Annotated in this window: 8 protein-coding genes; 1 reads left to right on the forward strand and 7 read right to left on the reverse strand. The window is 68.4% G+C overall.

The window, feature by feature from the left end; all coding sequences use genetic code 11:
- The first annotated feature begins 8 nt into the window (after nt 1-8).
- Nucleotides 9-1094: an ornithine cyclodeaminase gene (ocd, locus tag K309_RS0119295; RefSeq protein WP_029047954.1), complete on the forward strand. Its 1086-nt coding sequence runs from the start codon at nt 9-11 to the stop codon at nt 1092-1094.
- 32 nt (nt 1095-1126) lie between these two features.
- Here ocd and K309_RS0119300 read toward each other — a convergent pair whose 3' ends face one another.
- The 7 genes from K309_RS0119300 to hutU all read right to left on the reverse strand — a co-directional run bounded on the left by K309_RS0119300 (nt 1127) and on the right by hutU (nt 11741).
- On the reverse strand, nt 1127-1723 hold the full coding sequence (locus K309_RS0119300) for a helix-turn-helix domain-containing protein (protein ID WP_029047955.1): 597 nt from the start codon (nt 1721-1723) through the stop codon (nt 1127-1129).
- 468 nt (nt 1724-2191) lie between these two features.
- Nucleotides 2192-3520 (reverse strand): sigma-54-dependent transcriptional regulator, encoded by a 1329-nt coding sequence (locus K309_RS0119305; protein WP_029047956.1) that lies wholly within the window; start codon nt 3518-3520, stop codon nt 2192-2194.
- Entirely contained in the window at nt 3510-5453 is a 1944-nt protein-coding gene (locus K309_RS0119310) for a sensor histidine kinase (protein ID WP_029047957.1), read from the reverse strand. Before K309_RS0119310 ends, K309_RS0119305 begins: the two co-directional genes overlap by 11 nt.
- Nucleotides 5454-5644: 191 nt before the next feature.
- On the reverse strand, nt 5645-6958 hold the full coding sequence (locus tag K309_RS0119315) for a dicarboxylate/amino acid:cation symporter (protein WP_029047958.1): 1314 nt from the start codon (nt 6956-6958) through the stop codon (nt 5645-5647).
- Nucleotides 6959-7705: 747 nt separating this feature from the next.
- The gene (hutG, locus tag K309_RS0119320) at nt 7706-8665 is read right to left on the reverse strand and encodes a formimidoylglutamase (protein WP_029047959.1); all 960 of its coding nucleotides are present in this window, start codon (nt 8663-8665) and stop codon (nt 7706-7708) included.
- A complete protein-coding gene (locus tag K309_RS0119325; RefSeq protein ID WP_029047960.1) occupies nt 8662-9981 on the reverse strand; it encodes an MFS transporter in 1320 nt (439 codons plus the stop codon). The genes hutG and K309_RS0119325 overlap by 4 nt, the downstream gene beginning before the upstream one ends.
- Nucleotides 9982-10070: 89 nt before the next feature.
- The gene (hutU, locus tag K309_RS0119330) at nt 10071-11741 is read right to left on the reverse strand and encodes a urocanate hydratase (RefSeq protein ID WP_029047961.1); all 1671 of its coding nucleotides are present in this window, start codon (nt 11739-11741) and stop codon (nt 10071-10073) included.
- Nucleotides 11742-11920 lie beyond the last annotated feature (179 nt).

The raw sequence follows: 11920 nt of genomic DNA on the forward strand, positions 1-11920 counted from the left end.
AGACAATCATGAAAGAGACCGCCCGGTCGCTGTTCCTCGACGCCAACGACGTGGCCCGGCTGGTGGCCGCGCTCGGCGTGCAGCCCGCCATCGTGCAGATGGCAGAGCATGTCCGCCAGGACTTCCTGCGCTGGGATGCCTTTGACAAGTCCGCCCGCCTGGCCAGCCATTCCGCGCGCGGCGTGATCGAACTGATGCCGGTGAGCGACGGCATCCAGTACGCGTTCAAGTACGTCAACGGCCATCCGCGCAATGCGCAGCATGGCATGCCGACCGTGATGGCGTGCGGCCTGCTGGCCGAAGTCGAAACCGGCTTGCCGCTGATGCTGGCCGACCTGACGCTGGCCACCGCGCTGCGCACCGCAGCCACCTCGGCGCTGGCAGCGCAGGCGATGGCGCGGCCGGGCGCACGCACCATGGCGCTGATCGGCAATGGCGCGCAGGCCGAGTTCCAGGTGCTTGCGTTCCACGCCATGCTGGGCGTGCGCGAGATCGCGGCCTACGACATCGACCCCGCCGCCACGGCACGGCTGATACGCAACCTTGCCGGCGTGCCGGGGCTGTTGATCCGTGCCGCGGAGTCAGTGCAGGCCGCGCTGGACGGCGCCGACATCGTGTCCACCGTGACCGCAGACAAGACCCGCGCCACCATCCTGACGCCGGCGCAGGTGCGCCCGGGCATGCACCTGAACGCGGTCGGCGGCGATTGCCCCGGCAAGACCGAGCTGCATGCCGACATCCTGCGCCGGGCGCGCATCGTGGTGGAGTACGAACCGCAGACGCGCATCGAAGGCGAGATCCAGCAGCTGCCCGCCGATGCGCCCGTGACCGAGCTCTGGCAGGTGCTGGCCGGCGCCGCGCCGGGCCGCGCCGCGGCCGACGAAGTGACGGTGTTCGATTCGGTGGGGTTTGCGCTGGAAGACTACGCCGCGCTGCGCTGGCTCTATGCCGCCGCGCATGCCCGGCGCGCGGGCAGGGCGGTGGAGCTGGTGGCGATGCCGCCGGATCCGCGCAATCTCTATGGCTGGATGATGGCGCGGGCCGAAGGCCGCGACGCCGGGCTGGAACCGCAGAGGCTGGCGTCGCTGGCCTGACCGTGACGCGCTCCGGGCCGGAGCGCCCGGACTCAGCCGGCGCGCCCCATCATCAGCTGGGCGCGCAGGAAGCCCTTCACCTCTTCCAGCGACGGCGTCTTCAGGAACACCATGATGCCCCAGTGCTGCAGCGCGTCGGCCACGCCTTCATAGGCCTGGCGATTGGTGATGACCGCAAAGATCACGTGCTGGCTGGCAAAGAAATTCTGCAGTTTCTCGACGGTGGCCGACTCGGCGTCGTTGAGCTCGTCGACGTAGTACAGCACCACGCGCGGATGCGCGCTGACCGAGGTAATGACGGTGTCGAGCACATCGTCGACCACCACGCTCTTGAGCGGCAGCCCCCACTTGCCCAGCTGGCCGTGGATGCGCTGCGCTTCCTGGTGGTTGGGGTGGAATACCACCAGGTCGAGGCCATGGGGCGCCGCGGCTTCGGGTCCGATGCGCGTCGCCAGCAGGCGATGCACGGTTTCCTTGTGGATGCGCCGATGGCCGCCGTTGGTCTTCCAGGCGCCAAGCTCGCCACGCTCTACCATCTTCTGGACAGTGCCCAGCGAGACATTGAGAAGTTTTGCCGCTGTACGCGTACTGTAGTAAGGCTTTTCAGCCAGTGCCGGATCCAGTTTCATCCAATCACCCGTAGTCCTGAAGGCAGTCCGCGCCGGAAAGGCGCACGCGGTACCAAGGCACCTGCGCCGCGTATTGTCACTGCCAATGGTTGACTGACCCAGTGTCCTGGCCCGATCACCCGCCGGCCGGACGATTATTTATCGTCGATTTGACGCTTTTGTCATTTCCCGCAGACTGCCTGCAGTTGATTGCTTTGCATGCCCGGGTCCGGATTTGCCGGAAGCCCATAATATGCCGCAAAGGTCAGGTAATCAGTAAGAAAAAACTACAAATTCATCGAACTTTTGTTTTTCAACGCACACTGAAGACCGTGGCCGGCCGCGGAACTCGCTGTCAGTAACTGGAGACACCGTGCTGCCCGGGGTGGTTCCCCGCGCTACTGTCATCTTTGTTGCGTCGGCTGAATTCAGCCGACGCTCCAGACCACATCTGTCACGGCATGATGCATGCAGGATGCGGGACCGGCGCTACCGGTCTTGCAGGCCGTGCTTGCGCACCTTGTCGAACAGCGTGGTCTTGGCCACGCCAAGTGCCTCGCTGGCGCGGCTGAGGTTGCCGTCGTGCCTGCGCATGGCATCGGCGATCAGCGCGCGCTCGAACTGTTCGACCGCCTGCGCCAGCGGGAGCGCTTCCGGGGCGGCAGTGCCCTGGCCCGGGTTGCAGCCCAGCCCCAGGACGTGCCGCTCGGCCAGGTTGCGCAACTCGCGCACATTACCCGGCCAGGGGTAGGCAACCAGCGCCGCCAGCTCGGCCGCGCTGGCGGGCATGGCCTCTCGCTCGAAGCGCAGCGCCGCCTGCGCGACGAAATGCTCGAACAATGCCGGCACATCTTCGCGTCGCTCGCGCAGCGGCGGCAGCTCGAGCGTGATCACGTTCAGGCGGTAGTACAAATCGGCGCGGAATTGGCCGGCATCGGACAGCGCGCGCAGATCGGCCTTGGTCGCCGCCACCACGCGCGCGTTGACCGGCACCGGCTGGTTCGAGCCGAGCCGCTCCACCACGCGCTCCTGCAGCACGCGCAGCAGCTTGATCTGCAGCGGCATCGGCATGCTCTCGATCTCGTCGAGGAACAGCGTGCCGCCTTCTGCGTGCTCGATCTTGCCGATACGGCGGCGCGCGGCGCCGGTGAACGAGCCCGCTTCATGGCCGAAGATCTCGCTTTCGAACAGCTGCTCGGGCAGGCCGCCGCAATTGATGGCGACGAAGTGGCGCGCATGGCGCTGGCTGGCCTCGTGCAGGCAGCGTGCCACCAGCTCCTTGCCGGTGCCGGTCTCGCCGTGGATCAGCACGTTGGCGTCGGTGCCGGCGAGGTCGGCGATCAGCCGGCGCAAGCGCTCGACCGCGGGCGAATGGCCGATCAGGCGGGTTTCGAGTTTTTCGCGTCCGGCGAGACGTTCGCGCAGTTCTGACACTTCCAGCGCGAGCCGGCGCTGCTCCAGCGCGCGGCGGGTGGCATCGACCAGCTGCTCGGGCGAGAACGGCTTTTCCAGGAAGTCGTAGGCGCCTTGCTTCATCGCCTGTACCGCCAGGCCCACGTCGCCGTGGCCGGTGATCATGATCACCGGCAGCGCGGGGTCGCGTTCGCGCAGCTGCGCCAGCAGCGCCATGCCGTCCATGCCGGGCAGGCGGATGTCGCTGACCACCACGCCGGCGTAGCCGGGGCCGGCCTCGCGCAGCGCCGCCTCGGCGCTGCCCACGCCGCGCGTGGCCAGCCCTTCCAGGCGCAGCGCCTGCTCGCAGCCCAGGCGCACGTCGGCATCGTCCTCGACGATCAGTACGGTCAGTTCAGCCGGCATGTCTGGGATCCTGTGCCCTCGTCTCGTGCGGCGCCAGCGGCAACGCCAGCGTGAAGGAGGCGCCGCCGTCGGGGTGGTTGGCGGCGGACAGGCTGCCGCCGTTCTCGTTGAGGATGCCGGCCGACAGGGTCAGGCCAAGCCCCAGCCCCTGCCCGGCGGGCTTGGTGGTGAAGAACGGCTCGAACAGCCGCGCAAAGGCTTCTTCGGACAGGCCTGCGCCGTTGTCGCGCACGGTCAGGTGGACCATGCCGCCGGCCACGCGCGCATGCAGCGCAATGCGCGGCGCGGGCCGGCCGATGACCGCATCGAGCGCGTTGCCGAGCAGGTTGACCAGCACCTGTTCGAGCCGGTTGGGGTCGCAGACCACGGCCAGCTCGGGGTCGATGTCGCGCTGCAGTTCGGGCTGCACGGCGTCCACGCGCGTCTGCAGCAGGAACAGCGCGTTGTCGACCGCCTCGCCCAGCCGGGCCTGGCGGCGGCCGTTGCCCGACTTGCGCGCGAACGACTTGAGCGCGCCGGTGATGCGGCCCATGCGCTCGACCAGCCCGATGATGGTGTCGAGGTTGGTGCGCACGGTGCCATAGTCGCCACGCTCGAGGAACTTGCCGGTGTTGCCGGAGAGCGTGCGCAGCGCCGCCAGGGGCTGGTTCAGCTCGTGCGCGATGCCGGTCGACATCTGGCCCACCGCGGCCAGCTTGCCGGCCTGCAGCAGGCCGTCCTGCGCCTGGCGCAGCACGGTTTCGGCGCGGATGCGCTCGGTCACCTCGGCCTGCAGCCGGTGGTTGGCGGCGGACAGGTCGGCGGTGCGCTCGGCCACCTTGCGCTCCAGTTCGCTGTTGGCCGCTTCCAGCGCGGCGCGCGCGGCCAGCCGCTCGTTGACGATGCGCCGGCGCACGTTCCAGGCCGAGCCCAGCAGCAGCACGAAGGCAGTCAGCACGCCCGCCAGCGCGGCGCTGTTGAGCGCCGCCACGCGCGCCTGCGAAGTATTGGTCAGCAGCGTCAACTGCCAGTCGGTGCCGGGCAGGGCGGCGTGCTGCGCCAGCATCGGCGGCCCGCTGCGCAGGCGCACCAGCTCGTCGCTGCTGCCGCCGTTTCCGTTCGCAAGCTTGCGCACCGAGACCAGCGGCAGCTGCGGCAGCGGCGCGCGGTTGTACTGCAGGCTGCGCGAGAGCCGCTGGCGCGCCTCGTCCGACAGCGGGCGCAGCGCGGCCAGCTTCCACGACGGGTCGGAGGCGAGGATCACCACGCCGTTCTCGTCGCTCAGCAGCATCTGGCTGTCGGCGCCCTGCCATCGGTTTTCCAGCGGCTCCAGCCCGATCTTGACGACTGCCACGCCGGCCGGGTTGTCGCGCTCGCCCAGCGGCGCCGACAGGTAGTAGCCTGATTCGCTGCGCGTCGTGCCAACCCCGTAGAAGCGGCCGAGCTGGCCTTCCATCGCGGCCTGGAAGTAGGGGCGGAAGCTGAGGTCCTCGCCCACGTAGCTGTCGGGGCGCTGCCAGTTGCTGGTGGCCAGCACCTTGCCGTGGGCGTCCAGCACATAGACCACCCTTGTGCCGGCGCGGGCATTGAGCGAGCTCAGGTATTCGTTGGCGCGGGCCACGCGCGCGGGGTCGTCCGGGCGCAGCAGCAGTCCGGATATGCGCTCGTCCAGCGACAGCAGCCCGGGCACGTAGTCGTAGTGCGCCAGCTCGCTCTCCAGCGCCTGCGTGTACAGGCGCAGCTGCACCTGGCCGCGCTCGGCCTGGCGCGCCAGCGCGTTGTCGTAGCTGTAGCGGTAGCCGAGCGCGCCGGCCAGCCCGATCAGCACGGCCAGCGCCAGCAACGCCAGCAGCGGCGCGGCGCCGCGCAGGCCGTGGGGCAGGCGCGAGGGCGTGGAAGGCGTGGCGGCGGGCGCGTGCGGGGTATCGCCGGGAGGGTGGAGCGGGCCGGTCATCAGGAAGTCTGGTCAGGCAAGGGCGAAGCGGCCGCGCCGGCGTGACAGTGATCCATGGCAGTCTTTTCGGGGATCCGGGCGGCGCGGGTGCCTACTTTTACCACACCGGCACGAGCGTGCCCGTGTCATGGATGCAAAAAGGCCCGGTTGCCTTGTCGGCAACCGGGCCCTGGCACGCCTGGCAGGCTGTGTTACTTGCCGGCCATGGCCTGGACCGATGCCAGGCCGGTGGTGGTATCCGCGACGACGGGTTCATCCTCGTCGGACAGTACCGGCGCGCCGATGGCGCCTTCGCTTTTGGCGACGACGGCGGTGGCAATGGCATTGCCGAGCACATTGGTCACGGTGCGACCCATGTCGAGTACGTGGTCGATGCCCAGCACCAGCAGGATGCCGGCCTCCGGCAGGCCGAACATCGGCAGCACGGCGGCGACCACCACCAGCGAGGCGCGCGGCACGCCGGCGATGCCCTTGCTGGTGACAAGCAGGACCAGCAGCATGGTGATCTGCTGGCTCAGCGACAGTTCGATGCCATACACCTGGGCCACGAACAGCGCGGCGAACGAGGTGTACATGATCGAGCCGTCCAGGTTGAACGAGTAGCCCAGCGGCAGCACGAAGTTGGTGATGCGCTCCTTGACGCCGAAGCGGGTCAGCTGGTCGATCACCTTCGGGTAGGCCGATTCGCTGCTGGCGGTGGCGAAACCGATCATCAGCGGCGCGCGCATGCCCTTGAGCAGGCGGAACACGTCACGGCCGAGGAAGAAGTAGCCGCCGGCGATCAGCGCCACCCACAGCAGCGCCAGCGCCAGGTACAGGCTGCCCAGCAGCTTGGCGTAGACCACCAGCACGCCCAGGCCCTGCGCGGTGATCACCGCCGCGATCGCGCCGAACACGCCCACCGGCGCGAACGCCATCACGTAGTTGGTGACCTTCAGCATCACGTGGCCCAGGCCCTCGATGCCTTCCAGCACCGGCTTGCCCACGCCGTCCTTGACCGTGCCCAGCGCGAAGCCGAAGAACAGCGAGAACACCACGATCTGCAGGATCTCGTTGTGCGCCATCGCCTCGACGAAGCTCTTGGGGAACATGTGCGCGATGAAGTCGCGCAGGTTCAGCGCGCCGGTCTTCAGGTTCGAGGCAGCGTCCGCCGCCGGCAGCGCGAGGTTCATGCCGTGGCCGGGCTGCAGCACGTTGGCCATCACCAGCCCGAGCAGCAGCGAGGTGACCGAGGCGGCGATGAACCACATCATCGCCTTCATGCCGATGCGGCCGACGGCGCGGCCGTCGCCCATGCTGGCGATGCCGGCCACCAGCGTGGCGAACACCAGCGGGCCGATGATCATCTTGATCATCCGCAGGAACACGTCAGTCAGGATGGACAGGTGGTCCGCAATCGATTTGGCGGTGGCGGCGTCCGGCGACATGTTGTGCGCGGCGGTGCCGACCAGCACGCCTAGCAGCATCGCAATGAAGATCAGGGTGGGCAGTCGATTCAGTTTCATCGTGGATCAGGCCTGTGCGTCCGGTCCCCGCGGACAGGGGCGGACGTCGGTATGTCGGAATGGCGAGCGGCTCTGGAGGGCGCCGCGCGGGCCATGCGGATTTTTTTTCAGCGCGGCAACAGGTGCCAGCGAGTCGCCCGGGCGGCGAGAGGGGGGATGGGCAAGGCGGGGTCAGTCATGTGTTTCCTCCTTTGTTTTTTGGCGGGGCCGGCGCGTTGGGAAACGTGCCGGCCGACCTGTCTGGGCGCTGTTAGCGGCGGCCTATATTGCACGCGGCGTGCCAGGCGAAGGGGCGCGCTCTGGCTATGCAAACCGTTGAATTAAAAGGAGAAAATGAAGTGATGCCGGCGCACTATTCGGGGATCCGGACGGGCGGTGGGGAGTGGCGTTCGGGAATCCGAATGGCGGTGTAGGTGTAAACCCGGGGATTTTGAGGGGGCTGGAGAAGCTGGAGGGGGTAAATTGCCGCTGGTTTGCTCGCCTCTCCGGTCTGTACACCGCGGGCGGGAGAGGGGCCGGGGGAGAGGGCCGGAGTGTCCACGGCTGACGCCCGTGGGCTAGAACCGAAGGCCTTGCTTGTTGTGGTGCCTGGCTAGACCACCCCTCACCCCAACCCTCTCCCCTGAGGGGAGAGGGAGAACACCTTGCTTAGGTTAGTTCGGGCGGCTTGGGTGCACCTTGCCTTAGGCTAGTTCGGGCGGCTTGGGCGCATCTTGCTTTGGCCAGTTCGTGCGTTTGGTGCTGCCGTTACCCACCCAGCAGCCTGTAGCACAACCTTGCCGCCACCCGCGCCCCACACCCATCCCGGTCGTACAGCGGATTGAATTCCGCGATATCCGCCACGCGCAGCTTGCCGCTGTCGCGCAGCCGCGTGGCGATGGCCTCTACCACCGGCAACGGCACGCCGTAGGCCGCTGGTGCCGACACGCCGGGCATCACTGCGGCGGGCAGCACGTCGAGGTCGATCGTCAGGTAGACATGGTCGGCCTCCGCGACCCATTCATCCAGCGCGGCCAGCCGTGCGTCGAGGTGGCGCTCCTGCAGGTCCACATCCTCGACATAGCGCACCCCCAGCGTGCTGGCGCGCCCGAACAGCGCGGCCGTATTGCCGAGCCGGCTTACGCCCAGGCAAGCGTAGTCGAAGCGCAGGCTGCGCCGCTGGCAGTCGATGGCGATCTGGTCGAAGGGTGTGCCCGAGCTGGCGGGCCGGCTGCCGCGCAGGTCGAAGTGCGCGTCAAGGTTGACCACCAGCACGCGGCCGCGGTCGCCGTGCGCATCCAGGTGCGTGCGCAGGCCTTGCCACGTGCCCCAGGCCACCTCGTGGCCGCCACCGAGCACCAGCGGCCAGGCGCCTACCGCCAGTTCGGCGGCGACGGCCTGGCCCAGCCGCTGCTGCGCGTCTTCCAGCGCATCGCCGTCGCAATGGATGTCGCCGCCGTCGATCAGGCGGCCGATGCCGTGCGCCGGCACGCCCGCCAGCGCGCGGCGGATCTCGCGCGGGCCGCCGGCGGCGCCGGGGCGGCCCTGGTTGCGCAGTACGCCGGCATCGCAGCAGAAGCCCAGCAGCACCGGCACGCCGGGTGTGCGCGGCGTGGCCGCGCCGCCGACGATGTCGAACAGGCGGCGGGTATCGCCGGCCTCGCCGGCATCGCGCCGGCCGCGCCAGACCGTGTCGCTGGCCTGCGCGAGTTCAGCCAGGTCGCTCATTTCAGCCGGCGTCCCAGGGTTTCGGGCACCATCGCCAGGCCGATCAGCGAGACCAGGCCGCAGCCGATCACGTACAGCGCCGGCGCGTTGGCGTCGCCGGTGATCTGCATCAGCCGGGTCGAGAAATACTGCGCAAAGCCGCCGAAGATCGCGATCGCCACGCAATAGGCGATGGACAGGCCGGTGGCGCGCAGGCGCTGCGGCAGCACCTCGCTGACCAGCACCATCGACGCCGGCGCGGTCATCGACATCGGCACCGACAGGCAGCCCACCACCAGCAGCAGGCGCGCCAGCGACGGCTCGGCATTGATCAGCACGAACGCCGGGTAGATCATCACCAGCAGCGCCACGCGCGACCACAGCACCACGGTCTTGCGGCCGATGCGGTCGGCAAGCCAGCCGGCGAACGGCGACAGCGCCACCTGCACCAGCGCGGCGATGCACGCGGCCCAGATGCTCAGCGACAGCGGCATCTTCAGCACGCTCACGGCGTAGTTGCTGATGTAGTAGACGACGATGTAGGTCGACGAGGCCAGGCCGATCATCAGCAGGATGCTGGCAAGCACCTCGCGTGCGTGCGCACGCAGCAGCGGCCACTGCGCGGCGTGCTCGCCGTGGCGCGCGGGGGCGGCGGTCTCTTCCAGACGGCGGCGGATCAGCAGGCCGACGGGGATCACCAGGATGCCGATCAGGAAGGCCAGGCGCCAGCCCCATGCTTCCAGGTCGGCCGGCGCGAGCACATTGCTCAGCACCAGGCCGGTGATCGCGCCCAGCAGCGCCGCCAGGCCCTGGCTGAACGGCTGCCACGCGGTATAGAAGCCGCGCGTGCGGTCATCGGCGTATTCCAGCAGCAGTGCGGTGGAAGCGCCCATCTCGCCGCCGATGGCAAAGCCCTGCACCAGCCGCGCGATCACCACCATGATCGGCGCGAGGATGCCGATCTGCGCGTACGGCGGCGTGACCACGAAGATCAGCGAGCTCAGGCCCATCAGCCACAGCGTCAGCGCCACCGCCGGCTTGCGGCCGGCGCGGTCGGCGTACATGCCGATCAGCAGGCCGCCGAGCGGACGCATCAGGAAGCCGACGCCGAAGGTGGCGAACGACATCAGCAGCTGGCCGGTGGGGTTGTCGACGGGGAAGTAGAGCCGGCCGATCAGCGTGGCAAAGAAGCTGTAGACCACGAAATCGTAGAACTCGAGGCCATTGCCGATGGTGATGGCGGCAATGGCGCGCGTGCGTGACAGGGCTGGGGTGTGGGCGCCGGCCTGGGCGCCGGCTACACCATCGTAGGCGGGCGCAGTGATATCGGATGGCATGCGGTTGTCTCCTGCAGGAATGCGTTGGCTTGCGCCCCTCTCCCACGCCAGTGGGAGAGGGGCGCAAACGCTGGGTTCTTGAGCGTTGGTCAGTCGCGCAGCATCGGCAGGTCCAGGCCCTGCTCGCGGGCGCAGTCGACGGCGATCTGGTAGCCGGCGTCGGCATGGCGCATCACGCCGGTGGCGGGGTCGTTGTGCAGCACGCGGGCGATGCGCGCGGCGGCTTCATCGGTGCCATCGCACACGATCACCACGCCGGAATGCTGCGAAAAGCCCATGCCCACGCCGCCGCCATGGTGCAGCGAAACCCAGGTCGCGCCGCTGGCGGTGTTCAGCAGTGCGTTCAGCAGCGGCCAGTCGGACACGGCGTCCGAACCGTCCTGCATGGCCTCGGTCTCGCGGTTGGGGCTGGCGACCGAACCCGAGTCCAGGTGGTCGCGGCCGATCACGACCGGCGCCGACAGCTCGCCGCTGCGGACCATCTCGTTGAACGCCAGGCCCAGCTTGGCGCGCAGGCCCAGGCCGACCCAGCAGATCCGCGCCGGCAGGCCCTGGAAGCTGATGCGCTCGCGCGCCATGTCGAGCCAGCGGTGCAAGTGCTCGTCATCGGGGATCAGTTCCTTGACCTTGGCGTCGGTCTTGTAGATGTCCTGCGGATCGCCCGACAGCGCGGCCCAGCGGAACGGGCCAATGCCGCGGCAGAACAGCGGGCGGATATAGGCGGGCACGAAACCGGGGAAATCAAAGGCGTTGGCCACACCTTCTTCCTTGGCCATCTGGCGGATGTTGTTGCCGTAGTCGAAGGTCGGCACGCCCAGCTTCTGGAAGTCCAGCATGGCTTGCACGTGCGCGGCCATCGACGCCTTGGCGGCCTTCACCACCACGGCGGGTTCGCGCTGCGCGCGCTCGCGGTACTCGTCCCAGGTCCAGCCTGCCGGCAGGTAGCCATTGAGCGGGTCGTGCGCGCTGGTCTGGTCGGTGACCATGTCGGGGCGCACGCCGCGGCGCACCAGTTCGGGCAGCACTTCGGCGGCGTTGGCGCACAGCGCGATCGAGATGGCCTTGCCTTGCGAGGTGTAGCGGTCGATGCGGGCCAGCGCGTCGTCCAGGTCGGTGGCCTGCTCGTCGACATAGCGGGTCTTCAGGCGGAAATCGATGCGGCTCTGCTGGCATTCGATGTTGAGCGAGCAGGCGCCGGCCAGCGTCGCGGCCAGCGGCTGCGCGCCGCCCATGCCGCCCAGGCCCGCGGTCAGCACCCAGCGGCCCTTCAGGTTGCCGTTGTAATGCTGGCGCCCGGCTTCGACGAAGGTTTCATACGTGCCCTGCACGATGCCCTGGCTGCCGATGTAGATCCAGCTGCCGGCGGTCATCTGGCCGTACATGGCCAGGCCCTTGGCGTCGAGTTCGTTGAAGTGTTCCCAGTTGGCCCAGTGGGGGACCAGGTTGGAGTTGGCGATCAGCACGCGGGGAGCGTCGCGGTGGGTCTGGAACACGCCGACCGGCTTGCCGGACTGGACCAGCAGGGTCTGGTCGTCTTCCAGGCGGGTCAGGGCTTCGACGATGCGGTCATAGCATTCCCAGTTGCGGGCGGCGCGCCCGATGCCGCCGTAGACCACCAGTTCCTTCGGGTTCTCCGCGACCTCGGGGTCGAGGTTGTTCATCAGCATGCGCAGCGGGGCTTCGGTCAGCCAGCTCTTGGCGGTGAGCTTGGTGCCGCGGGCGGCGCGGATTTCGGTGTCGCGGAAGCGGGTGGTGGTCATGGGACGGGCTCCTTCGGTGTCTCTTTGCTTTGCCTTGGGGGTGTCGCTTTTTGGGCGACGCATAGGCATGTATAATCTTGTATATACAGGTAAGGATGTATCGGGGTTATCCCGTAGTTTTGACATCGTTTAGTGTGGCTGTGGAGTTGCGGTCGCTTGCCGGGAGCCTAAGCTCGCAT

This window comes from Cupriavidus phytohabitans, assembly GCF_000426345.1.
Taxonomy (GTDB): Bacteria; Pseudomonadota; Gammaproteobacteria; order Burkholderiales; family Burkholderiaceae; genus Cupriavidus.

Excerpts from the sequence above, each read along its gene's own strand:
- hutG (WP_029047959.1), bottom strand. The coding sequence starts at position 8,665 with ATGAGCGACCTGGCTGAACTCGCGCAGGCCAGCGACACGGTCTGGCGC.
- hutU (WP_029047961.1), bottom strand. The coding sequence starts at position 11,741 with ATGACCACCACCCGCTTCCGCGACACCGAAATCCGCGCCGCCCGCGGC.
- K309_RS0119300 (WP_029047955.1), bottom strand. The coding sequence starts at position 1,723 with ATGAAACTGGATCCGGCACTGGCTGAAAAGCCTTACTACAGTACGCGT.
- K309_RS0119315 (WP_029047958.1), bottom strand. The coding sequence starts at position 6,958 with ATGAAACTGAATCGACTGCCCACCCTGATCTTCATTGCGATGCTGCTA.
- K309_RS0119305 (WP_029047956.1), bottom strand. The coding sequence starts at position 3,520 with ATGCCGGCTGAACTGACCGTACTGATCGTCGAGGACGATGCCGACGTG.
- K309_RS0119310 (WP_029047957.1), bottom strand. The coding sequence starts at position 5,453 with ATGACCGGCCCGCTCCACCCTCCCGGCGATACCCCGCACGCGCCCGCC.
- K309_RS0119325 (WP_029047960.1), bottom strand. The coding sequence starts at position 9,981 with ATGCCATCCGATATCACTGCGCCCGCCTACGATGGTGTAGCCGGCGCC.
- ocd (WP_029047954.1), top strand. The coding sequence starts at position 9 with ATGAAAGAGACCGCCCGGTCGCTGTTCCTCGACGCCAACGACGTGGCC.